At 32.0% G+C, this 23,524-nt stretch carries 20 protein-coding genes; 13 read left to right on the forward strand and 7 right to left on the reverse strand.

Features of this window, described 5'->3' with window-relative positions:
• Positions 1-37 precede the first annotated feature (37 nt).
• On the reverse strand, positions 38-2,653 hold the full coding sequence (gene alaS, locus N534_RS0109835) for an alanine--tRNA ligase (RefSeq protein ID WP_028892326.1): 2,616 nt from the start codon (positions 2,651-2,653) through the stop codon (positions 38-40).
• 154 nt (positions 2,654-2,807) lie between these two features.
• Here alaS and N534_RS0109840 point away from each other — a divergent pair, with 154 nt between their 5' ends.
• From N534_RS0109840 to N534_RS0109865, 6 genes are read left to right on the forward strand one after another with little or no spacing between them, the layout of a single operon-like run.
• Entirely contained in the window at positions 2,808-3,776 is a 969-nt protein-coding gene (locus N534_RS0109840; RefSeq protein ID WP_028892327.1) for a M23 family metallopeptidase, read from the forward strand.
• A 20-nt stretch (positions 3,777-3,796) separates the two neighbouring features.
• Positions 3,797-4,126, forward strand: a complete 330-nt coding sequence (locus tag N534_RS0109845) for a MerR family transcriptional regulator (protein WP_028892328.1) — start codon at positions 3,797-3,799, stop codon at positions 4,124-4,126.
• A gap of 13 nt (positions 4,127-4,139) precedes the next feature.
• A complete protein-coding gene (locus N534_RS0109850; RefSeq protein ID WP_028892329.1) occupies positions 4,140-4,742 on the forward strand; it encodes a LemA family protein in 603 nt (200 codons plus the stop codon).
• Between the two features lie 3 nt (positions 4,743-4,745).
• Positions 4,746-5,183 (forward strand): TPM domain-containing protein, encoded by a 438-nt coding sequence (locus N534_RS0109855; protein ID WP_028892330.1) that lies wholly within the window; start codon positions 4,746-4,748, stop codon positions 5,181-5,183.
• A gap of 22 nt (positions 5,184-5,205) precedes the next feature.
• Positions 5,206-6,048 (forward strand): YgcG family protein, encoded by an 843-nt coding sequence (locus tag N534_RS0109860; RefSeq protein WP_028892331.1) that lies wholly within the window; start codon positions 5,206-5,208, stop codon positions 6,046-6,048.
• A complete protein-coding gene (locus N534_RS0109865; protein ID WP_231517318.1) occupies positions 5,957-6,907 on the forward strand; it encodes a hypothetical protein in 951 nt (316 codons plus the stop codon). The genes N534_RS0109860 and N534_RS0109865 overlap by 92 nt, the downstream gene beginning before the upstream one ends.
• A gap of 73 nt (positions 6,908-6,980) precedes the next feature.
• On the opposite strand, the gene N534_RS14695 is transcribed toward N534_RS0109865, so the two are convergent.
• Positions 6,981-7,433 (reverse strand): hypothetical protein, encoded by a 453-nt coding sequence (locus N534_RS14695; protein ID WP_051435895.1) that lies wholly within the window; start codon positions 7,431-7,433, stop codon positions 6,981-6,983.
• A 166-nt stretch (positions 7,434-7,599) separates the two neighbouring features.
• Between N534_RS14695 and N534_RS0109875 the strand changes: the two genes are divergently transcribed.
• The 6 genes from N534_RS0109875 (at position 7,600) to N534_RS0109900 (ending at position 14,048) form a co-directional block, all read left to right on the forward strand.
• Positions 7,600-9,435: a tetratricopeptide repeat protein gene (locus tag N534_RS0109875; RefSeq protein WP_038005954.1), complete on the forward strand. Its 1,836-nt coding sequence runs from the start codon at positions 7,600-7,602 to the stop codon at positions 9,433-9,435.
• A gap of 1 nt (position 9,436) precedes the next feature.
• Positions 9,437-10,186 carry a LytTR family DNA-binding domain-containing protein gene (locus N534_RS0109880; RefSeq protein ID WP_028892334.1) on the forward strand — a complete coding sequence of 250 codons (750 nt, stop codon included), beginning with the start codon at positions 9,437-9,439 and terminating at the stop codon, positions 10,184-10,186.
• A 91-nt stretch (positions 10,187-10,277) separates the two neighbouring features.
• A complete protein-coding gene (locus tag N534_RS0109885; protein WP_028892335.1) occupies positions 10,278-10,688 on the forward strand; it encodes a hypothetical protein in 411 nt (136 codons plus the stop codon).
• A gap of 33 nt (positions 10,689-10,721) precedes the next feature.
• Positions 10,722-11,363, forward strand: coding sequence for a hypothetical protein (locus tag N534_RS0109890; RefSeq protein WP_028892336.1), 642 nt, complete (start codon positions 10,722-10,724; stop codon positions 11,361-11,363).
• 20 nt (positions 11,364-11,383) lie between these two features.
• Positions 11,384-12,544 carry a DUF6882 domain-containing protein gene (locus N534_RS15455; protein ID WP_197017711.1) on the forward strand — a complete coding sequence of 387 codons (1,161 nt, stop codon included), beginning with the start codon at positions 11,384-11,386 and terminating at the stop codon, positions 12,542-12,544.
• Between the two features lie 13 nt (positions 12,545-12,557).
• Positions 12,558-14,048, forward strand: a complete 1,491-nt coding sequence (locus N534_RS0109900) for a M48 family metalloprotease (protein ID WP_028892337.1) — start codon at positions 12,558-12,560, stop codon at positions 14,046-14,048.
• 43 nt (positions 14,049-14,091) lie between these two features.
• On the opposite strand, the gene N534_RS0109905 is transcribed toward N534_RS0109900, so the two are convergent.
• The 4 genes from N534_RS0109905 to N534_RS0109920 form a co-directional block, all read right to left on the reverse strand.
• A complete protein-coding gene (locus N534_RS0109905; RefSeq protein ID WP_028892338.1) occupies positions 14,092-14,475 on the reverse strand; it encodes a DUF423 domain-containing protein in 384 nt (127 codons plus the stop codon).
• Between the two features lie 12 nt (positions 14,476-14,487).
• Positions 14,488-18,126, reverse strand: a complete 3,639-nt coding sequence (locus N534_RS0109910) for a ShlB/FhaC/HecB family hemolysin secretion/activation protein (RefSeq protein ID WP_051435896.1) — start codon at positions 18,124-18,126, stop codon at positions 14,488-14,490.
• 66 nt (positions 18,127-18,192) lie between these two features.
• Positions 18,193-18,777: an NTP transferase domain-containing protein gene (locus tag N534_RS0109915; protein ID WP_028892340.1), complete on the reverse strand. Its 585-nt coding sequence runs from the start codon at positions 18,775-18,777 to the stop codon at positions 18,193-18,195.
• Positions 18,778-18,781: 4 nt separating this feature from the next.
• On the reverse strand, positions 18,782-19,801 hold the full coding sequence (locus N534_RS0109920) for an XdhC family protein (RefSeq protein WP_028892341.1): 1,020 nt from the start codon (positions 19,799-19,801) through the stop codon (positions 18,782-18,784).
• A 97-nt stretch (positions 19,802-19,898) separates the two neighbouring features.
• On the opposite strand from N534_RS0109920, the gene N534_RS0109925 reads away from it, so the two are divergent.
• Complete coding sequence (locus tag N534_RS0109925; protein ID WP_028892342.1) at positions 19,899-21,128, forward strand: Pycsar system effector family protein; 1,230 nt, start codon at positions 19,899-19,901, stop codon at positions 21,126-21,128.
• A 3-nt stretch (positions 21,129-21,131) separates the two neighbouring features.
• Here N534_RS0109925 and N534_RS0109930 read toward each other — a convergent pair whose 3' ends face one another.
• Complete coding sequence (locus N534_RS0109930) at positions 21,132-23,516, reverse strand: hypothetical protein (protein ID WP_028892343.1); 2,385 nt, start codon at positions 23,514-23,516, stop codon at positions 21,132-21,134.
• Positions 23,517-23,524 lie beyond the last annotated feature (8 nt).

Here is a 23,524-nt window from a genome sequence, read left to right on the forward strand (position 1 = left end):
AAAAGGTTCAGAATTTTCTGAACCTTTTTAGTATGTATTAAGCGATATAATCTTTTGCTCTTTCTAATGCTTTTGGAATTCCTCCAGGGTTTTTACCACCAGCGGTTGCAAAGAAATTTTGTCCACCACCACCACCGTGGATTAGTTTTCCTAACTCTCTAACAACCTTTCCAGCATCGTATCCTTTTTCATTAGCTAAGTCTTTAGAAATATAACAAGTTAACATAGCTTTATCTTCTGATGGAGCAGTAGCAAATAACAAGAATAAGTTATTAACTTCTCCTCCTAATTCAAACATCAAATCTTTAATACTGTTTGGATCTAAATCTACTTTAGTTGCTAAAAACTGAACCCCATTTACTTCTTGTAACTGGTTTTTAAGTTCACCTTTCATGTTTTTAGCTTTGTCTTTTAGTAATTGTTCAATTTGCTTTTTTAAAGCTGCGTTTTCATCTTGTAAACTACTAACTGATTTGGATACATCTTTAGGATTCTTTAATAACTGTTTTACAGCATCGTAGTTACGTTCAACATCTTCAAAATAATCACCAACAGCAACATTGGTAATTGCTTCAATACGTCGAATACCAGCTGCAACAGCACCTTCCGATTTTATTTTGAAATACCAAATGTCACCAGTTTGTTGTACGTGTGTACCTCCACATAATTCCATTGATTGTCCAAAACGAATGGTACGAACACTGTCTCCATACTTCTCACCAAATAAAGCTACAGCACCTTCGTCAATAGCTTTTTGCATTGGTATGTTTCTTTGTTCTTGTAGTGGAAGATTCTCACGAATACGAGCATTTACAAACTCTTCAACAGCTTCTAATTGATCTTTATCTACTTTAGAGAAGTGAGAAAAGTCGAAACGTAAGTAGTTAGGGTTTACTAATGATCCTTTTTGCTCCACATGATCTCCTAAAATAGCTCTTAACGCTTGGTGTAATAAGTGTGTAGCTGAGTGGTTGCTTGCAGCTAATCTTCTAAATTCACCACTAACAATTGCTTTAAATGTTTCGTGTAAGTTTTTAGGAAGGTGTTTCGTGTAATGAATAATTACATTATTTTCCTTCTTAGTATCTAACACGTGAATAATGTCTCCGTTAGGAGATTCTATATGGCCTTTATCACCAACTTGTCCTCCTCCTTCTGGATAAAAAGGAGTCATGTTAAATACTAGTTGATATTGGTCTCCGTCTTTTTTTGTGGTAACTTTTCTATAGCGAGTTAATCTTACGTTAGCTGTTAGCATATCGTATCCAATAAACTCTTCAACATCATCTTCAATTAAAATAACCCAATCACCCGTTTCACTTGCTGAAGCAGCACGAGAACGCTCTTTCTGAGCTTTCATACCTGCATTAAATTCCTCTTCATTAATTTCATACCCTTTTTCACGAGCAATTAGCTGTGTTAAATCTAAAGGAAATCCGTAAGTGTCATATAATTCGAAAGCACGTTTACCAGAAACTACTTTTCCGTTGGTTGTTTCAATAACTTGGTCTAGTAATAATAAACCTTGATCTAAGGTACGTAAGAAAGAACTTTCTTCTTCCTTAATTACATTACTAACTAAATTACTTTGTTTTCTAATTTCAGGGAAAGCATCGCCCATTTGATGAGCTAATGTTTCAGCTAGCTTATAAATAAAGGGTTCTTTTTTGTTTAAGAAGGTAAACGCATAACGGACTGCACGACGTAAAATACGACGGATTACATATCCTGCTCCGTTATTACTTGGTAATTGACCGTCTGCAATAGCAAAAGCTACGGCACGAACATGGTCGGCAATAACACGAATAGCAATGTCTATTTTTTCGTCTTTACCATAATCAGTACCTGTAATTGTTTCAATTTCTCTGATTAAAGGAGTGAAAACATCTGTATCGTAGTTAGATTGAACCCCTTGTAGTACCATACATAAACGCTCAAATCCCATACCAGTATCAATATGTTTCGCAGGAAGTTCAACCAATGAACCATCTGCTTTACGATTGTATTGCATGAATACTAAGTTCCAGATTTCAACAACTTGAGGATGATCTTCGTTTACTAATGATTTACCATCAATTTTAGCTTTTTCTTTTGCAGAACGAATATCAACGTGAATTTCTGAACATGGACCACAAGGACCTTGTTCTCCCATTTCCCAGAAGTTATCTTTTTTATTACCCATTAAGATACGATCTTCAGAAATGTATTCTTTCCATATATCATACGCTTCTTGATCCATCTTTGTACCGTCATTCTCATCACCTTCAAAAACGGTTACATATAAAATGTCTTTATCTATTTTGTAAACTTCAGTTAGCAATTCCCAAGCCCAAGCAATAGCCTCTTTTTTAAAGTAATCGCCAAAACTCCAATTACCTAACATCTCAAACATAGTATGGTGGTAAGTATCGTAACCAACTTCTTCTAAATCGTTATGTTTACCTGAAACACGTAAACATTTTTGAGAGTCGGCAATTCTATTATTTTTTGGAGTGGCGTTTCCTAAAAAGTACTCTTTAAATGGTGCCATACCAGAGTTAGTAAACATTAAAGTAGGATCGTTCTTTAACACCATAGGTGCAGAAGGAACAATATCGTGTTGTTTTGATTTAAAAAATTCTAAAAATTTAGCTCTAATATCTTGAGATTTCATACAACTCTTAGTATCTGGGTTTTGTTAAAATATTTCTAAAAAACTGCTCGAAAAAAGAAGTTTTAAAAGATTTTGTAAATTTGTGAGTTTCCAAATTGTACATCCCCTTAAGGATGCTTAATTTAAAAAGCACAAAAATAGTACATTTAGCATTATGGCAAAAGTAAAATATTATTACGATCCAGAGACTTTATCCTATCGAAAGATAGAGGTAAAAAGAAGCGAAAAGTATAAAAAAACGTTTTTAGGGTTACTAAGTGTTTTATTAATTGCTTTTTTTGGTTTTATAGGATTTAGTCAATTTTTGATGTCTCCTAAAGAACGTACCCAAAAAAGAGAATTAGAAAATTTAAAACTTCACTATGAGTTACTTTCTAAAAAGATGGAAGAAAGTTCTGAGATTTTGGGTGAATTACAAAATAGAGATAACAATATTTATAGAACTTATTTTGAAGCGAGTCCTATACCAGAAGAGCAACGTAAAGCTGGTTTTGGTGGAGTAAACAGATATAAACACTTAGATGGTTTTGATAACAGTTCTATGGTAAAAAAAGTAACTAAAGAGCTTGATATTTTATCAAAACAAATGGTAGTACAATCTAAATCGTTAGATGAGATTGTTGAGTTAGCAAAAGCTAAAGAAAAAATGTTAGCTTCTATACCTGCAATTCAGCCAGTAAAAAATGAAGATTTAACACGAATGGCATCTGGGTATGGTATGCGTTTACATCCTATTTTAAAATCGTGGCGTATGCATAATGGTATGGATTTTACCGCACCTACAGGTACTCCAATTTTTGCCTCTGGAAATGGTGTAGTTAAGAAGGCACACAGAAGCTCAACTTTTGGAAATGTTGTGTATATTAATCATGGTTATGGGTATGAAACTATTTATGCTCATATGAATAAGATTGTAGCCAAAAAAGGACAAAAAGTAAAACGTGGCGATTTAATAGGGTACGTAGGAAATACAGGTCGTTCTGCAGCACCTCACTTGCATTACGAAGTACATAAAAATGGTAGACCAGTTAACCCGATTTATTATTACTACGGAGATTTAACACCTGAAGAATTTGTAGCTATGCAAAAAGCTTCGCAACAAAAAGGTCAATCGTACGACTAATTTTATAGAAGCTGAGAAAAATGCACATTGACTTACCTGACAAACGATATTACAAAATAGGAGAAGTAGCCAAAGCTTTTGGAGTAAACAGTTCCTTAATTCGATTTTGGGATAAAGAATTTGAAATTATCAATCCTAAAAAGAATGCGAAAGGAGATAGATTGTTTACTAAAGAAGATGTAAACAACTTCAAAATTATTTATAACCTTGTAAAAGAAAGGGGTTTTACTCTAGATGGAGCAAAACAAAAGCTGAAGAAAAATCCTACGAAAGTCGTAAGCAATCAGGAAATTATTAGTAGATTAGAAGCAGTGAAAGCTGAATTAATAAAAATTAAAAATCAATTATAAAAAATCAAAAATTATGAAAAAATGGTTAGTGCCTTTAATTGTTATTGGAGTTCTAGTATTTGGTATTTACTCTTGGGCAAAAGGATTTTATAACACAGGAGTTACCTATCAAGAAGATGCCAAAACAACTTGGTCTAATGTAGAAAGTTCTTACCAAAGAAGAAACGATTTAATAGGTAACTTAGTAAAAACAGTTCAAGGAGCAGCTGACTTTGAAAAAAGTACATTAACAGAAGTTATTAACGCAAGAGCAAAAGCAACTTCTGTAAATATAAATGCAGGTGACTTAACGCCAGAAAAAATGGCACAATTTCAACAAGCACAAACAGGGTTAAGCGGTGCTTTATCAAAATTATTAGTATCTGTTGAACGTTATCCTGATATCAAAGCAAACAAAAACTTCTTAGAATTACAAAGTCAGTTAGAAGGTACAGAAAATCGTATTAATGTAGCTCGTGATCGTTACAATGAAGCTGTAAATATTTATAACAAACATATTAAAATGTTTCCTGGAAATTTATTAGCAGGAATGTTTAACTTAACAGAAATGGCACGTTATAAAGCTGACGCAGGATCAGAAAAAGCTGTAGATGTAGATTTCGATTTTAAAAACTAATATATGTCTAACGTAGAAGATTTTCTTACTGCTAAAGAAGAGGAAGAAATTGTTCTAGCTATACAACAAGCAGAACGAAATACTTCTGGTGAAATTCGTGTACATATAGAGAAAACTACTGCCATTTCTCATTACGATAGAGCACTAGAAGTATTTCAAATGCTTAAAATGTTTAATACCCAACAACGAAACGGCGTATTGCTTTATATTGCTGTTGACGATCATAAGTTTGTAATTTATGGAGATGAAGGTATTAATGCCGTTGTTCCTACAGACTTTTGGGAAACAACCAAAGAAGTCATCCAAAATCAGTTTAAACAAAGGAATTTTAAACAAGGAATTATAGATGGCATTCTGAAAGCAGGAAATGAACTTAAAGCTCATTTTCCTTGGGCTACAGATGATGAAAATGAGTTGAGTAACGAAATATCGAAAGGATAAAACCTTCCCAGAAGGAATAAGTATGATAAAGAATATAACGTTATTACATAAAAGAGCAAACAAGTTACAGAGCTTAAAAGTTGTTCTTTTTTTTATTGCATTTTTATGTGGACAAACTCTTTTTTCACAAGGGTACAAAATTCCCGAAAAGCCAAAATTTCAAACGAGTGTTTACGACTATATCAATTTATTATCTCCAAGTCAAAAAGCAAGTTTAGAAAATAAGCTCATTAAATATTCAGATACTACATCAACACAAGTAGTGGTGGCAATTATTAATTCTACAGAAGGAGAGAATATAGGGTATTTAGCAACCAATTGGGCACATGAATGGGGGATTGGACAAAAGAAAGAAGATAATGGGGTGTTTGTGTTACTTGCCCAAAAAGATCGAAAAGTAACTATTAGAACAGGTTACGGAACCGAACATTTACTTACTGATTATGTTTCTCGTCAAATTATAGAATATGATATTATTCCTTACTTTAAAAAGGGAGATTATTACGCTGGATTAGATAGCGGAGTAGAAGCCATTTTTAAGGTGATGAGTGGTGAGTATAAAGGAAGTAGAAAACAAACTAAAGGAAATAGTTTTGGTTTTATTGTCTTTATAATTATTCTCATAGTGTTTTTCATTATTATTTCTAGTGGGAATAGAGGAAATCGTGGAGGAGGAAGAAATTATAGAAAAACAGATTCTGTTAGAGATTTACTAGATATCATCATTCTAAGCAACGCAGGAAGAGGCGGATTCGGTGGCGGAAGCTTTGGAGGTGGATCGTCTGGAGGTTTCGGTGGCGGTGGCTTCGGAGGAGGCTTTGGCGGCGGCGGATTTGGTGGTGGTGGTGCTACAGGAGGCTGGTAGTTTGTACATGAAAAAACTCAGTATATTTTTCTTTTTATTTATTCTTTTAGGTTGTCAAAACTACGGGCAGCTTAGTGTTGTCACGAATTTACCTAAGTTACTCGATGAGGTTTCTGGAATTCAAAAGGAACCAAATTCTGATAAAATTTGGATGGTAAATGATAGTGGCAATAAATCTGAATTATACAGAGTTGCTTCTGAAGGTAAAATTGAAAAAACTATATCAATAAACGCTAAAAATTATGATTGGGAAGACATAACTTCTGACGACGATGGAAACATATATATTGCCGATTTTGGAAACAATAATAACAAAAGAAAGAACTTAGTAATTCTAAAAATCAAGAAAGAAGACTTGTTAAATGAAGATGGTGTTGAGGTGGAAAAAATACAATTTTCATACCCTAATCAAACCAAGTTTCCGCCCAAAAAGAAAGACCGTTTTTTTGATGCAGAATCCTTAATCTACAAAGATGGACTTCTATACATATTTACAAAAAGTAGAGTAAAAGATCGATACGGAAAAACAATGTTATATAAAGTTCCTGCCACAAAAGGAGAACATATAGCAACATACATTTCTGATTATACTAATTGCAGCGATGCTCATTGTGTAATAACCGCAGCAGCAATATCACCAGATAAACAAAAAGTGGTTTTGCTAACACATCAATCTGTATTTGTATTTACCAATTTTAAAGGAGATGATTTTTTTAGTGGAGATATAAAAGAACATACATTCAATCATATATCTCAAAAAGAAGGTGTTACTTTTAAAGATGAAAGAACTCTTTATATAACAGATGAAGCTGATAAAATAGGAAGCAGTAAACTGTATGAGTTTGTATTAAAGGACTAAAAAATCAGTTACCAATGTATGTACATTGATAACTGAGAGAGTTAGGGGAATAATCAACACCTAGTTTGGGTGTCTATACGTAATCAATCTGTCTCGAATATCCTGCATTTATAGCTAATAAAATAGAATCTTCTCGGCTAAAACTAAACGGAATAATAGAGCTTAAAGGTTCTTCAAATTTTTCTTCTATTTTTTGTTTAGATAATATCAAAGCTTGCTCTACCAATTTATGGTATTCAGTTATAAAGTATTTTTTAGGTAAGTTTTCAAACTTAGCAACATCAAAATCATAAAACTTTGTTCTTGTAACAGCTTTGTATTCTTGGTCGTTATGTATAAATAAATAGGTAAGATCAACGTGAATAGTAGTGTTAGCACCACTAGGGTCGTCTGGCCAATTATAAATTAAAAGATAAGCCCCATCAATACTAACCTTTGGTTTAGAAATTTCCTCAATTTTTTCAAAACTCGTTAAATTACAAGATCCTGTTTTAATAACTTCTTCTATAGTTTCAACTGTACTCATTATTAATAATTTAATTTTTTAGTCAAATATCTTAGATATTTGGGGCTGGCTTTTAGGTGTTTTATAAACGCATACTATTATTTTATAAACGTTTTGTTAAAGTGGTGGATAAGGAGGTGAAATGAAAATATATAATTATTTTAGTTGGCTAATTACTTACAAAAAAATGCCATTGTTTAAAAGAAGCTACTTTTTATATATCGCCTGTACCCTTTTAGTTTTTTCAGCCTGTAAAAGAAATGATGTAGATAAAGACTTACAAGAGTATTTATTAGCTGTTGATAGTATTTCTCAACAAAAACCAAAAGAAGGATTAAGAAAAATAGATAGTTTATTAGAAAAGAAACAAAATTCTAAAAACAGGGCTTTATTGTTGTTTAGCAAAGGAGAACTTTTTTACCTGAACGATAAGTTAATAGAGGCAAAAAACATACACTTAGAAACCTATAAATTATTTACAAATCTTAAAGATGATTATAACAAAGGAAGGAGCTTAATAACATTAAGTGCTACTTGTATGAAGCTAAATGAGCTAGAAGATGCTCAAAAGTATGCGTTAGAGGCTTTAGAAATAGGCGAAAAAATAGAAAATACCCGACTACAAGCAAAGGCAAATAATCAGCTATTTAATCTTCATTTTATATTAAAAGATTACAAACAGGCATTGTTTTACATAAAAAGGTCTGAAGAATTATTTACCGACCCAAATGACCCTAACTCAATTATAGCAATTAAAAGTAATATTGCTGGTGTTTATTTAATGTTAAAGCAATACAACAAAGCCTTAGAACAGTTTTCAGAAGCATTAGCCTTGGGTGAGTCAGCGAAAGATCCAAAAACTATCGTAAGTGTTCTTAATAATATTGGATACACGTATTTGGAAGCAAAACGTTTTGACGAAGCAGAGAAGTTTTTACGAGGAGCAGTAAAACTTAACCAAAAAATTAAAACAATTAACGGAGCTCCATACAAAGGTTTAGGAACCCTTTTTTTAGTAACCAATAAGTTAGATTCGGCAGAGGTAAATTACAACAAGGCCATGTCAATTTACAAGAGTAAGAAAAATCTTACAGAAGAATTAGAAATACGAGATAAGTTAATATCCATAGCTATTTTAAAGAAACAATATAGAGAAGCACTTCATCATCAAATAATTAGAGATAGTATAGAAGTACAGAAGAACAAAAAACAGAATCAAGAGTTACTTCATTTTGCAAACGTAAATTATAAAGTAAAAGAGAAAGAAATAGCTTTAGCACATCAAAAAGAAATTAATAAACAAAACCTGTGGTTAGGAATTAGTGCTATTGTATCGTTGCTACTTACTTTAACTATAGCATTGTTCATTGGTTATAATAACAAACTTCTGGCTGCAAATAAAGCATCAAAATTGGAGCAACGTTTGTTGAGAGCTCAAATGAATCCACATTTTATATTCAACACCTTAGCGGCGATTCAAAATATTACATTGGAAGGAAATCCAGTAAAATCATCAAATTATATAGCTAAGTTTTCAAAGCTTATTCGTCAAAATTTTGATTATGTTCGGAAAGAAGAAATTAGCTTAGAAGAAGAGCTAGCTATGATTTCTAACTACATAGATACACAGCAGCTACGTTTTAATAATAGTTTTAGTTATCATATAAATATTTCTGAAAACTGTGATACAAAACAATTAAAAGTACCTCCTATGTTGTTACAGCCTTTTGTTGAAAATGCTATTGAATATGGCTTAAAAGAAAAGAAATCAGGAGGAATATTGAACTTAAATATTCGAAAAACAGCAGATGAACTGTTTTTTGAAATAGAAGATAACGGAGTAGGAAGAGAACAAAAAATGAGTCAAGAAAAAGTAGCAAAAGATTTACATGCTACCGATATTTTTATAGAAAGACTACAAATAAGAAAAAAAGGAGAAGAAAAATCTTTTGTTATAGAAGATTTGTGTGATAAAGAAGGAAATCCTTCAGGAACCAAAGTTGTATTTAAATTAAAGTTGTAAAATGATAAAAGCTGCTATAATAGAAGATGAGTTTAATGCATTAAATACATTAACAAAACTGTTGCAATACACCCAAAAGGATATAGAAATTGTAGCAAAAATAGATAATGTAAATGAAGCAATCGATTTTTTGAGTAATAATGATTTAGATTTAGTATTTATAGATATTGAGTTGATTGGCGGAAATGCTTTTCAAATATTAGAGGCCTTAGAAACCATAAACTTTAAAATGATATTTACCACAGCGTACGATGAATTTGCAATAAAAGCTATTAAGTTTGATACGGTAGATTATTTATTAAAACCTATAGATTCAGACGAATTAAATGCTTGTATAGAGCGTTTTAGAGCGGACTTTGAAAAAGAGAAAAAGTACACGAAAGCACTAAGCAAAATAAACGAGTTTGATAAAAAAGAGGCTCAAAAAACATTGCTTATTAAAACTACCGAAGAGCAACATTTTTTACATGTAGATGATATTGTACGTTGCCAATCAGACGGAAGTTATACGCTTTTTTATACTACAGATAAAAAAATAATGAGTGCTAGAAACTTAAAGTATTACGAAAATATTTTAAGCACCCATGCCTTTGCTAGAGTACACCAATCTCACTTAATTAATATAAAATATTTAGCTTCAGTAAGTGCCAATACAGTTAAATTATCAAGTGGCGAGAAAATTCCTTTATCATCAAGAAAGAAAACATATTTAAAACAGTTTTTAGAGAATTTTAATACGAATACAAAATAAAAAGTAACACATATAAAACTCATTAAAATAGCGCTAAAGTTCCATGTAGTTTTGAGGTGAATAATAGAAAATAACCTTAAAAAACAATCATATGGGACTTAAAGAAAAAAGATTTACAAAAACTTTTCAAGAAGAAAAATATCCTGCTTTAAAACAACAAATAAACGACGCAGCAGGTTTTGATGTAATAATTGATGTAGAGTGGGAAACCATGTTTGAAGATAAGTTTTTACACTTATATGATGATAGTTATCCTAAAATTTACTTCCAACCACTTATTGATGCCTTCTCTGCCATAACTGCAGATGATATGGGGAAAGAAGCATTGACAGAATCGTTAAAAAGAGTGGTTATTACCAATAAAGACGATTATCACAACCCAACGCATGCTTACACCTTTGAAGAAGGAGTTTTACAAGTAAATCATAGTCCAATTTTAAATGCAGATAAAGTTCAAGACAGAACAGATGCACTTGTTGATTTATTAGAAAACAACTTATAGTCTAGTAATTCATACCAAAAAAATAAAATTGCTATGGAAACAGATTATATCAATCAATTTAAAGCGCAATCGCCAGCAGCTATAATTCAGGGTCTGTTTAGTGAAAAAAAGCAATTAAAAATTGCTTTATCACTAAAAAATGGACTTTATGTAGAAGGCTTTATAGTAGACATTACCAAAGAAGAATACCGAACATTTGTGTGTATGAAAACCGAAGAACAAGAAGTATTGTTTTTCGATCTTCAAGAAGTATCTGTTTTACGAATTAAGCATCCTAAAAAAATAGCAGTTTCATTATCAAAAGGAAATATTAGCCGTCCTTTAGGAGAAGATCCCATAAGTGTTTTACAATTAAAAAGATGGACTCTTGAGCAAGAGCCTTTGTTAGAGGCAACGATTAATTTATCATTTGAAAAACCAGCATTACAAGAAGCAAACGCTCGATTAAATTGTAAAGATGTTATTGCAAGCTTATTAAAAGCAAAACAGTTAATAGTAGAGGATGAAATGGGGTTAGCAGCATGGAAAGAAATAAAAACAGTTGCTATTACTAATACAAGAACATTACAAGTAACTAAAGAAGGAAATGTTTTAAAAATTGGGATTGAAATTACTAAAGTATTGCCAAAAGAATTAGAGAATCTTTTTATTGAAAAGATAGAAAAAGTATTGTAGAATAATAAAATTATTAAAAAATGGGTCTTAAAGAAAAAAGAGCAGTTCAAACATTTAAAAACGAATCATTTCCAGCATTAGAAGCGGAAATAAATAATAAAGCAGGATTTAACGTATCGTTAAACATAGTGTGGGATACATTGGTAGAAGATAAGTTTTCTCACCTTTACAATGATACGTTTCCAAAAATATATTTTCAACCGTTAATAGAAGCTATCAAAGCAGTTAACATTGATGAAATTGGGGGAGAGTTGCTAAAAAATGGATTAAAAGAAGTAAAGATTGTTAATGAAAACAACGAGCATAATTTAGAAAGAGCAATCACTTTTGTAGATGGGGTATTAACCATTAATCACAGCCCAATTATGAATGCTGATAAGGTGGAAGAGAAAACGGAAAGAATTGTACATCTTTTAGAAACTCATTTAGAAGAATTTGCAGGAAGCGAAGCTAGTGTTGAGAGTAATGAAAACCCAAATAATATTGCAGGAGGAAAGGTAGATAACACTATAAAATTAAGTTTGCCTCAGTTGCACAATCAATATGTAGCTTTAGCTTTTGAAAAACAAGATAACTTAGCTGATATAGTTGAAGATTTACCTTGGACTTGTGATATGCTTCAAGGAACGGTAACTTATGGAGATCTTACCTTTAAAATGCAAGTATTAGGAACCTACTCTCACAATGAACAATCATGGTTGTGGGCTTGGGCAAATAAGCAAAGTGGTATTCCAGAACAATTTTTAGAAGCTTCATTACAAATGAAAGCTCTAGGAGAGAGACATGGGATAGAAGACTTACTTTCATCAAAAATAGAAACAGAACACGACCCAGGACATTACTTCTCATTTGTAGCAACTGGGGTAAATCAGGCAAGTTGTTATGCACCATTACCTTTTAAAGGGCTAACTGTATATGTATTGCTTTACACTGATGTAGTGGATGAAAAAGAGATAAATATTCCGGCTTTAATTTGTTCACATTTTTCAAAAACAACAACTCGTATGGATTTTGAACACAAGCACGCATTGTTTTGCTATTTAGTTCAAAAAGGATATGAGGTTGAGGTATCAGGAAACAATATAGTTGCGAAAAAAGGAGAGGATCAAATTTTAGGAATTTTTGACCTAAAAGGAAGGTTATTAAAATTGTCTAACTCAACAGTTCCAGTAGGAGCTTAAAAAAGAAAAAAGGATGTACCAATCTACAACATTATCAGAATTAGAAAAAGAGCATCAAGAAGCGTTAACTCAAGCGCAAAATAAAATGATGGAAGATTTGAATCTTGCTCAACAAAATGGTGACAACGATTTAATCCATCAAGCAAGTGTTCATTTTCAAAATATAGCAAAAGAATTAGCAGAACAATACACAAAACGTATTGAAGAAATTAATGAGTTAAATCTTAAAAATGTTACTGAAAACATTCAAGAGGTATATGATAATTCTAGAGCAGAAATTGATTTAAATGCTTTGGTTTATGACGGTGATCGAGATTATGTTTTAAAGTTTCAAGAAGATGAGTTGATTCAAAAAACCTTAGAAAGAATAAAAGAAAACAACCCAGTTTTCAAGTCGAGAAGACACCTGTTAAAGTCAAGTTTAAGATTAACAAAAATGTTAGCTCCTGTACTTCATGAAATTGGGAATCATTGTAAAGAGGTATTGAAACTAAAAGCAGATATTGAGTTTTTCGTGTATCAAGAAGATAAATTCAACGCTTCATGTTATCCACCAGATGAAGATAAATTATACATCATTTTAACTTCAGGGATTTTAGAGCGTTTTAGTAAAGACGAATTAGCTTTTGTTATTGGGCATGAAATTGGGCATGTATTATTCGAGCACTTTAATTATCCAGTAAAACATATTTTAGACGAAGGAGCAAACGACTTAGCGCCAATTCATGCCATGAAGTTATATGCATGGAATCGTAATGCTGAAATTAGTGCCGATAGAGCAGGTTTATTATGTTGTAAGAGTTTTGAAGCAGCTGCAAGAACATTCTTTAAATTATCATCGGGAGTAACTTCTAATTCTTTAGATTTTAAATTGAACGAATACATTAATCAGTTTTCAGATTTAGAAGAAGTTTTAAATGACGATACGCACGACCCTTCAGATTGGTATAGTAGTCACCCATTTAGTCCACTTCGTATTAAAGCTTTAGAGTTGTTTAATAAGAGTAAGACATATGAGTTATTTAATCCAGCAATTAATGGAGAAATAACAGAGGAGGCAATGGAGTTAGAAATACAGCGAATTATGTCGTTGATGGAGCCAGAAGATTTAGGAAAAGAAACTGAACACTCAGAAAAAATTCAACGCTTTATGTTCTTAGGAGGTTATATGATTTCAAAGGCAGATGGTGTTGTGGATGATTCTGAAATACAAGCATTGAGTAGTGTTGTATCACCATCGGTTTTTGCTCAATGTATGTTAACCATTAAAGGGTTAACAGAGCAAGATATTATTGATGAGATTATGGCGCTAGCCAAAGAGTTAGATATTGTAATTTCTGTAATGCAAAAACTAAATATTCTAAGAGATTTATCTATTATTTCTTATGCTGATGGAAGTATAGATACTTCTGAAGTTGATGTACTTTACAACTTAGCAAGACAATTATATATAAAAACTGAATTTATTGATAGAATCATTAGTGACGCTCAGGGTGTTGACTAACAATATGATTTTTGTTTATCCATGTTAGCTAAACCATACCATATTAACCGTGTATGGTTTGGCTTATGTTATATATTAAAAGTGCCCACCCAACAATTAGTATCAAACCTCCTAAAGGAGTAATAGGACCTAAAAACTTCATTTTTTTACCTTTTGCATCTGATAATACCAAGCCATAAATGCTAAAGGAAAAAAGTATAATTCCAACTACAAAAGCGTAATATATTGTCGAACTAGGAACGTCAAAATAACTTCCAACAAATAACAAAACCAATGCGTGGTACATTTGATATTTTACACCTGTTTCAAATGATTTTAATTGCTCTTCATTTAAAACTTTCTTTAAAGCATGTGCTCCAAAAGCACCAAATATTACAGCGAACATACCAAATAAAGCGCCTGTAATTAATACAATTTGTTGTGTCATATTTTTTAAGAATTAAAAAGAAAAACCAATACTTAAGGCTACTCTGTCTTCTTGTGAGTTTCCTTTAAAGTATGAAATATTAGCTGTGAACAGGTCAATTCCGCTTAACCATAAAGAACCACCATAACTGGTATGCCATTTCTTTGAGTTTGGAGAATACGGAGACCATACACGACCATAATCAAATCCGCCAGTAATACCAATTTTCATAGGAATAATTCCTGTACGAATGCGTCCGAAACGCAAACGTAAATCGTTACTGTGATAAAAACTTTGTGTACCAGAAAAACGTTCTCTATTAAATCCACGTAAACTACGTTCACCACCTAAAGTAGCCGCTTGGTAAATTTCAAAACGATTTCCTACATTGATTTGAGTTGCTACCTCAGAAGCAAAAACTAATGAACGGTTGAATACTAGATTTTGATACATAGCTAAAGAACTCTTAATGTAACCAAAACGTCTGTCGAAATCTTCTAAGTTGGCTTTAGCTCCAACAGCTAAATCGAAGTTCATCCCTTTGGTAGGGAAACTGCTATTGTCTACACGGTTGTGATTAAAGTTAAACTCACCACCCCAAAAATAGTTAGTATCAAAAATAGCGGTAGGTTGATTGTCAAAATTATTGATAAATCGATTAGGAGTATCTTCAACTTCAATAGCCTCAACAATTCCAGAAATTTTAAAGATGCTTCCTCCACGTAATCGCTTTAATAATGAGGGATAGAAACTTATTTCTTCTTTTTTAACACGGTAGTAATCTAAATCAAAAGTTTGATCGTAAACACTTTCGTTACCCCATCCAAAGAAGTTAAAAGAATAATTATCACTAGTAGCTTTAGCACGCACATGCAAGCTCCAGCTACCAATTAGTTCAGTGAATTCACCATTGTACTCTAAATCGTATCCACCAGTTGCAGAGTAGTAGTTTGCTGCTAAAGTATGTTGGTTTGCAAAAGGACGTTTTTTAAATCCTTGTTGTGTATACGTTACCGAAGCACCAAAAAAGAAACCATCATCTGGGTTGCTTCCTAAGCTAGGAAAAACAATAGTTGTATTGTTATTGATGTCGTGTGCGTCGTAGGTGTTTTTTAAATAACTATCCGAACGTAAATCCACAGTTTCAGAACTTGGATTTATCGTATTTTTCTTTGATTTAAAATCGTATATTTTAGTTTTCTTTCCCCAACCTGCAACAGATGATTTATCGGTATACACATCGTGATTTTGACCACCTATAATTCGCAATAAAATTCCATCATGTACATCACCAGAAATTAAAAACTCATCATCTCCATTTAAACCATAAATCTGTATTTCTTTAGTTTCTTTTGTTTTGAAAACACGGTTGTAGATTTCATTTTCTTTTCTAAAAACAACAACACTAGTTTCCTCATCATTTAAACGTTTGATGATAAATTTATCATCTTTATCTGTACCAACTACATGTACAACTTTATTTAGTTTTGTGTAGTAACGTTTAGCAATTTCTTTTAATTTATCTCTTCTAGCCTTAATTTTAGCAATGGTTTCTTTTCCATCAATATCGTAAATAGCCTCTGGTAATTGTTGAATTGATTTTTCAATTACTTCATCGGTTAAATGTTGTTGAATATATTCAACTTGTTTATTCCAATCATCAAGTGTTAATTGATTTAAAAAGGCAGCATCAAAGAAGCGAGCATAGTTATTGTACCATTTCATGTTTTTGATATCGTTATCAAAAGTTTGCATATTCTTTACTAAGGGCGCAAATTGCTGAAATAGAGGAATCATAACTCCATCAAACTTAGAAAAAGGTTGGTCTCTATCTCTAGGAATTGGACGGTAATATTTTTTACCCTCTTCAGTTTTAAAAGAAGCCCAACGCCATTGGTCTTCATGCCTATCCCAATCACCAATTACCATATCAAACAAACGCGAACGAATTACCCATTCTTGGTCAATTGAATGTTTACCGTTTTTCCTGATTTTTTCTAACACATCAAATGTGCTAATTATATCATCTGAATTTCCGAAGTTGTCTAATTCACTACGGTCTCCAGCAGGTCGTTCTTCTAATAGGTATAACTGCCCTCCAAAGATGTCGTTATGTTTTCCTAAAGCAGGTTGTTTAGGCATGTAATATAGCTTTGGATTGGTATGGTAAATATTTACAGCGTTTGCCATATCAGGAAGTACAAAAGCAGCATATGGGTGAGACATTGTAAAAAGATCTTGAACCACATCAACTAAAAACGTCCCTTTTAAAATACCTCCCATAATACGACTTCCGTCTTTTACCATTGAACGTAAAACATACTGTTTACCTTCAGGATTTTCTAATCGTAACGAATTTGTTTGATTACCACCACCTCTTCTAATAGGAGTTAAACCTCCAAAAACATTTTCTAATTCCAATACAGGAACTTTTACTGTTTTTCCGTATTTGTCTCTATTTAAATCTCCCCACATAAATTTATGAAAACCACTAACATCAGTAGCTTCAGGAGGATAAATAGAGGTTTCTATAAACTTCTTGTGCTCTTCGTATTCAGGAAAGCTTGAATAGTTTTTTGTTTGTTTTGGTTTTACAATTTCTTTACTAAATAAGAGTTTATGTCCGTCTTTGGTATTGGCAGCGTAGTATTCAATAACAGCTGAACCGTCTTTGTAATAATTCAATCTAGCATACCCGTGATTACCGTAAGTAAATTGTGCGCCATAACCAACTAAAGCTGCCGATTGTTTTGAACCAGAACCACTAATTACTTGTTTAAATCCGTCTTGTTCTATGTATTGTAAGTTGTGATCATGGCCAGAAACGAATACAACATTGTCTGTGAAATCATCAGAGACTGCTTGTATTTGATTAATAAAGTCACTGTAGTTTTTATTAAAAATATCAGTTTGAATACCTGCATGAGAGCGTAGTGCATTTTTCAATGTACCTAAAATTGGTGCTGGTTTCATGTGGTCTTTTACTGAAAAGCTTCCACCATGAGGTCCATTACTATATAAAGGATGATGCACTGCGACTACAACATTTTTATACCTGTTTTTTTTGAACAAACTAGATAGCTCTTGAATAAAACGTTCACGAGTTTTAATATCGCAATTATCGTTCATTTTAGGCTCTTTATCCCAGTTCATAATAAACCAACGGCTATCAATAAGAATTAAAGTTAGGTCTTCATTGATTTCTATTTTGTCAAGACCACAACCTCCTTCAGGTAGAAAAGAACCTTTACCTAAAGCCTGTTCAACCAGTCGTTCTTGTTCTTTTAAGCCATCAACACCATTATACCAGTCATGATTTCCAGGAATAAAAATTGTTTTCCCTTTAAAGTCTTGCAAAGCATCAATTTGTGTTTGTAAGCGATGTTCAGCTAGGGCTCTATCTTTGTGGTTTTTGTCTGGTATTCCGTATGGATATATATTGTCTCCTAAAAATATGGTGGTAGCATTTTTAGTTGCTTTAGCTAACTTTTCTTGAAAATATTTTAGAGTAGGGGTAGTCTGTCCCATTTCGGCATTACCAGCATCTCCAATTAAATAAAAGGAGTGTACCAATTCTTTATTTGTTTGAATTGTTCTTGGAGAAGTTTTATCTGCGTACTTAGCTTTATAAGATGCACAACCACTAACTATAACATTTATAGTTAGATACATGCAAAACTTGGTTAAGTTCATGTTTTGTTTTTTGGTTATGTAAAAATAAGGCTTTTTGAGCTAAAATTATTGCTTTAGTAAATGCTGATAGTCTTCAGGAGTATCAATGTCTAGTAAGTTTTGATGGGAATTAATTTTAAGAACATTACTGTTATGTTGTAATAGGAAATTCTTAGCTCCTTTATCGCCTTCTAGATTTAACAAATCATTAAAATATTTTTTCGGAAACATAGCAGGAACTCCAATACTACCTTGGTAGTTAGAGGCAATTATTTTAGTAGGGTTCTTTTTTGAAGCTTCAATCAACGAGTTCAAGTATACGGGAGTAACATGAGGTTGATCCGCTAGCATTATTAAGGCATTGTCAAAGTTATGTTTTTGTAAGAAATCAATTCCTGTTACGATGCTAGTACTTAATCCGCTTTCATAATTAGGGTTGTAAATAATTTTAATGGTATTTGAAGTAAGTTGTTTTTCAATAGTATCCTTATTAGCTCCTAATACACAAAATACATTTTTAACTATTGATTTTAGAGCTTGTTCAATTATCCATTCTAGTAACGTGGTGTTTTTATAAGGAAGCAATTGTTTCATTTTTCCCATTCGGGAAGCGCTTCCAGCAGCTAATATGAGAATTGCTGTTTTTTGCATTGTATTAATTATGGATTCGTCCAGTAATCTTTTTTAGAGAAAACACTTCCTTATTTCGAATAACTGATAATATTTCTGCTAAGATTGATAATGCAATTTCTTCAGGAGTTTCAGCTCCAATGTTTAAACCTGCTGGTGTATGAATTTTATCTAAAAAATCATCAGTAATATCGGGTGAAAATTCAAATAGTTCGTTAAATAGTTTTTCTCGTCGTTTAGCAGCACCTAAAATACCAATGTAAACAGGGTTTTGCTCTTGTAATTTAATCAACCAACGTAAATCGTATGTAAAATTATGATTCATAATAACAACTGCAGTATTGTTATTTACATGTGAAAGCTGAATTACTTCAGGAGTTTGCGCAACTACCGATTTAGCACCTGGAAAATTAGCTAACTCTTTTGGGTCTTTTATAGAGGTAACTACATCAACTTCCCAACCTAACTGAGTTGCTTGCATACATAGTTTTACAGCATCATGTTCTCCACCAATAATAAGCAGGCGAAATAGTGGTTGTAAGGTTTGTTTAAAAGTAGTTAAATGGTCTATTTTTTCAGAATAAAAATCTTTGTTGAAAGAAAATCTTTGTTGGCTGTTAAATTGAATTATAGAACCGAAATTCCCGTATGCTTCATCTTCTTTTAGAAAGAAAGATGTAATGTTATACGACTCTCTTTGAATATTATTTTCTAAGAAAGCTTCAATAAATTTAGTTGAAAGATTAAAAGGTTCTAAAAGAACATATAATATTCCTTCACAACCTAAACGATAACGACCATCATAGGTTATTACTTTAGGTTTGTTGTTTTCAAAAACCGATTGAGCTCTACGTTGTACTTCTTTTTCAACACAGCCTCCACTAATAGCTCCAATTATTTTTCCGTCAGAAGAAAGTAGCATTCTAACCCCTGGTTTTCTATAAGAAGAGCCGTCTAAATCTACAACCGTTGCTAAAACATTCTGTAAGCCTTGTTGTTGATTTATGGTGGCTTGTCTTATAATTTCTTTAAGTTCGTGTGTCATTTTGTGTAAAAAAACTCTTTTAAAAATACACTTTTTTATCACTTTATTAAAAATTAATACTGGTTAATAATTTATTATTTTAGCAAAAACCTTTTTCATGAATAGTTTGATAGAAAAGACAGAGCAGTTTGTGGTGGATTTACTAAATGAAAGTTTAGATAAGAATTTTGTGTACCATAATATTGCGCATACTCAACGAGTGGTTGAAAAAATACTCGAATTAATTGAGGGAGAAACTTTTTCAGAAGCGGAGAAACAAGCATTGATTTTAGCTGCTTGGTTCCATGATGTAGGGTATACTGTAAATCCAGATAATCATGAAGAAGAGAGTGTAGTTATTGCTACTGATTTTTTGAAAAATGAAGAGGTTTCAGATGAGGTTATTGATGAGGTGTCAAGACTGATAACTACTACTAAAATGGGGGTTAGTCCTAATACAGAAGTAGAAAAGATTTTAAAGGATGCTGATTGTTCTCATGTGGGGAGTAAAAACTACAGTGATTTCAATGAGTTATTGCGTAAAGAAAGAGAGTTGGTTTGTAATAGAACGATAAAAGATGTTGAATGGGACGATGCAAATCTTAACTTTTTAACTAAACATCGCTTTTATACTAGTAAAGCTTCTAAACTTTGGGAAAAACAGAAGAGTAAAAATATAGCGCAGCTTTTAAAGAAAAAGCAAAAGCAAGCACAAGAAGCTGCTAAATTGAAGCAGAAGAAAGAAGAACTAGCGTACAAAAAAAATAAAATAGAGCTACCAGAAAGGGGAATAGAAACGATGTTTCGTGTGGCGATGCGCAATCATATAACGTTGAGTGATATTGCTGATACAAAAGCAAATATTTTACTTTCGGTAAATGCAATTATTATTTCGATGACTTTATCTACTTTAATTCCTAAGTTAGATAATCCGTCAAATCATTACCTAATTATTCCAACAATAATTTTTGTTTTTTTTACGGTGGTTTCAATAGTGTTGTCAGTTTTAGCGACCAGACCGAATGTTACTGAAGGAAAGTTTACAAAAGAAGATGTAACCAATAAAAAAGTCAATTTATTATTCTTTGGAAATTTTCATCAGATGGAGTTGCTAGAATTTGAGTGGGCAATGAATGAGATGATGCAAGATCGTGACTATTTGTATGGTTCACTTAGTAAAGATTTATATTTCTTAGGGTTAGTGTTAAATAGAAAATATAAGCTACTACGAATTACCTATACCGTTTTTATGATAGGTATTTTGGTAAGTGTAATAGCTTTTGCTGTAGCTTTTAATATACAAGAAAATGCTTCAAAAGTGGCAGAATTAGTTTCGGAGTTATTGTAGAAATTATTTAAATTCCTGAATTAACTCATCGATAGTTATTGTTTTTTGAGAGTCAAAGCTTTCTTGATAAATTACCTCTACTCGTAAAGCTTTTAATCCTGAAACTCCTTGTAGGTCTTCAACTTCTAATTTTTCTACTTTACCTAATAAATTTTTAGATTGAAGATATTTAATGTATTTGTAGTACTCATCAGCATCTTTATCTTGAGAATATACGATAGCTATTTTTCCCGGGACAGTTAACCTTTCTTCTGTGCCTTTAACATGAGCTTTATCAATACGCTTTTTTATGATTTCATAACGAATATTGTAAGCCCCATCTACGTCAAACTGTTTTTCATCCATTCTAAATTTTATAGCTAATGGATTGCTGTGTACTAAAATTAACGAAGCTACTCGAAGTTTATGTTCCATCTTTTCTGCAGCTTTTAAGGCTACATTCTCCATTTCACACATTACTTGTAACTGCCATAACCTAAGGTTGTATAAGTATATGTCGTCGTATTTTTTCTCTTTTGTTAATGACTGACCTATATACATGTTGTATTCAACACCATCGGTTTTATAACGTTCAAAATAATGAGGAAACATTTGTTGAGCCTCTTCTTGTCTAGCATCAATAAAAGAAGCTAGTTTATCGTTTAATAAAGTAACACTATCTTCATAGGCTTTACGTTTTTCATATACTACTTGAAGGGTAGGATCTAAACGTTTAATGTATTCCTCAACTAAAGTGTTTAAGTGGCTATTGACCTTTTTTATATGGTTAAAAACAGGGTAGATATCACGTTTTAAAAAATCTAAAATGGCTATTTCATCACCAGCTTTTAAACCTTTTTTAACTTCGGATAAATATTCTTCAACCCTAAATCGTAATTCTTTATAAATTGGAAGACTTTCAATTTTACAGGCTTCTAGCAATACAGAAATAGCTAAAGAAAGTTGAGTATTTAGATCTTCTTTAATAGCTGTGTTTCTGGCGATAGATGACCCCTTAATGTCTGATTGACCGTATAAAGGGTGTACATCAGGAAAAATAATATCTTCAATTTTAACTTTCTGCTTTGCTTCATATGATTCTCTATGGAACCGTTCAGCAGCTTCATAAAAACGCCACTTTACTGTTGGATGAATAGAGGTGTAGTTTTCTTGAATTGTAGCTTCTAATATATTTTGATGCTCTTCAGAAAAACGGTCAACTGCAATTTTAAATAACGGAATTAAGTCTTGTAGCTTGTTTTGGTTGATAGAGTTTAGTTCAAAAGGTCTAGGAGAGGCAATTTCTATAATAGCTAAATTTCCTTTAGCTGAAGCCTGTATAGGAACTAAAATAATACTACCAATATTTTTGTCTTTTAATCTTTTATAAAAGTTTTTATTTTCGGTTTTTTCACCATATTTCTCTACATCAGAAATTGCAAGGGTTTCGTTGTTTATAAAAAGTTTTTCTAAAATATAATTACAAAAAATACAATCGCAAGAAACATCTTTTTCATAATTAAGTACTAAACTCTCTTCTTTGTTTATATGGGAAGAAGCAAAGTTGTTTGAGTCTGTTTCAAAAATAGAAAACCCTAAGGATAAATCATTTATTCCAAAGAATTTGCGAAATATTCCTTGTAATGTACTAACTAAATCATCATCTTTTTTTATGAGACTAGTTCTTATTTCTGAAATAATTTCATCGGTTGTAACATCAAATAGATTCATTATTCCAAATCCCTTAAAGATATACGATTCAAGAGGGAATTTTTCTTTCCAAACATCAATGTCGTCAAAATTATCGAGTAAAAATTTAATGTCTTCTTCAGTTATTTTCGGAGCATTTTCGGTAGGGAAAATCTCCATAAAGTCAGCATTAAAAGCGGCACGATAATTTTTTATAGTATTGGTTGTTTTATCTGGAATATCGAAATAAAAGGGACGTTTTATATCAATAGAGTAGTTGTATACCTCAGTTAATATGATGCTACAAGCATACTTATACATTAAATCATTTTCAAAATGACGAACTTTTAACTCGTAGTCGTCTCCAGCATCTTGTAAAATTTTTTCAAACCGATTAGTGAATTTAAAAGATGTAAAAGTAAACGGAATACTTACCGCTTTAATTTCATTCTCTAATAATAATTCTGGGAATAAGGGTTCAAGTAACATCTCGATAGTATCCTTGTGTTTTTCTAATACAGATTCATCAGAAAAGCCATCAATTAGTTCAGGAGCTTTTTTTGCCTCTCGAACAATGTTTATTGAGGATTGATGGTATGGATGTTTTTGAAATTCTTCAGTTGCATATTTTTGAAATAAGGCAACAATTTTTTCAAAACTTATTTTAAGTTTAAAAGGGAGTTCTATATTCTGAATGTCTCTAGTTCGTCTTATGTTCATAAGGAAAG

Origin of the sequence: Tenacibaculum sp. 47A_GOM-205m, from assembly GCF_000518405.1 — a bacterium.
Lineage (GTDB): Bacteria > Bacteroidota > Bacteroidia > Flavobacteriales > Flavobacteriaceae > Polaribacter > Polaribacter lutimaris.

What these genes read in the sequence shown, in the direction of transcription:
- N534_RS0109860 (WP_028892331.1), top strand. Translation starts at nt 5,206, where the DNA reads ATGATAAAGAATATAACGTTATTACATAAAAGAGCAAACAAGTTACAG.
- N534_RS0109925 (WP_028892342.1), top strand. Translation starts at nt 19,899, where the DNA reads ATGAATAGTTTGATAGAAAAGACAGAGCAGTTTGTGGTGGATTTACTA.
- N534_RS0109880 (WP_028892334.1), top strand. Translation starts at nt 9,437, where the DNA reads ATGATAAAAGCTGCTATAATAGAAGATGAGTTTAATGCATTAAATACA.
- N534_RS0109905 (WP_028892338.1), bottom strand. Translation starts at nt 14,475, where the DNA reads ATGACACAACAAATTGTATTAATTACAGGCGCTTTATTTGGTATGTTC.
- alaS (WP_028892326.1), bottom strand. Translation starts at nt 2,653, where the DNA reads ATGAAATCTCAAGATATTAGAGCTAAATTTTTAGAATTTTTTAAATCA.
- N534_RS0109875 (WP_038005954.1), top strand. Translation starts at nt 7,600, where the DNA reads ATGCCATTGTTTAAAAGAAGCTACTTTTTATATATCGCCTGTACCCTT.
- N534_RS0109850 (WP_028892329.1), top strand. Translation starts at nt 4,140, where the DNA reads ATGAAAAAATGGTTAGTGCCTTTAATTGTTATTGGAGTTCTAGTATTT.
- N534_RS0109855 (WP_028892330.1), top strand. Translation starts at nt 4,746, where the DNA reads ATGTCTAACGTAGAAGATTTTCTTACTGCTAAAGAAGAGGAAGAAATT.
- N534_RS0109885 (WP_028892335.1), top strand. Translation starts at nt 10,278, where the DNA reads ATGGGACTTAAAGAAAAAAGATTTACAAAAACTTTTCAAGAAGAAAAA.
- N534_RS0109915 (WP_028892340.1), bottom strand. Translation starts at nt 18,777, where the DNA reads ATGCAAAAAACAGCAATTCTCATATTAGCTGCTGGAAGCGCTTCCCGA.
- N534_RS15455 (WP_197017711.1), top strand. Translation starts at nt 11,384, where the DNA reads ATGGGTCTTAAAGAAAAAAGAGCAGTTCAAACATTTAAAAACGAATCA.
- N534_RS0109930 (WP_028892343.1), bottom strand. Translation starts at nt 23,516, where the DNA reads ATGAACATAAGACGAACTAGAGACATTCAGAATATAGAACTCCCTTTT.
- N534_RS0109845 (WP_028892328.1), top strand. Translation starts at nt 3,797, where the DNA reads ATGCACATTGACTTACCTGACAAACGATATTACAAAATAGGAGAAGTA.
- N534_RS0109840 (WP_028892327.1), top strand. Translation starts at nt 2,808, where the DNA reads ATGGCAAAAGTAAAATATTATTACGATCCAGAGACTTTATCCTATCGA.
- N534_RS0109890 (WP_028892336.1), top strand. Translation starts at nt 10,722, where the DNA reads ATGGAAACAGATTATATCAATCAATTTAAAGCGCAATCGCCAGCAGCT.
- N534_RS14695 (WP_051435895.1), bottom strand. Translation starts at nt 7,433, where the DNA reads ATGAGTACAGTTGAAACTATAGAAGAAGTTATTAAAACAGGATCTTGT.
- N534_RS0109900 (WP_028892337.1), top strand. Translation starts at nt 12,558, where the DNA reads ATGTACCAATCTACAACATTATCAGAATTAGAAAAAGAGCATCAAGAA.
- N534_RS0109910 (WP_051435896.1), bottom strand. Translation starts at nt 18,126, where the DNA reads ATGTATCTAACTATAAATGTTATAGTTAGTGGTTGTGCATCTTATAAA.
- N534_RS0109920 (WP_028892341.1), bottom strand. Translation starts at nt 19,801, where the DNA reads ATGACACACGAACTTAAAGAAATTATAAGACAAGCCACCATAAATCAA.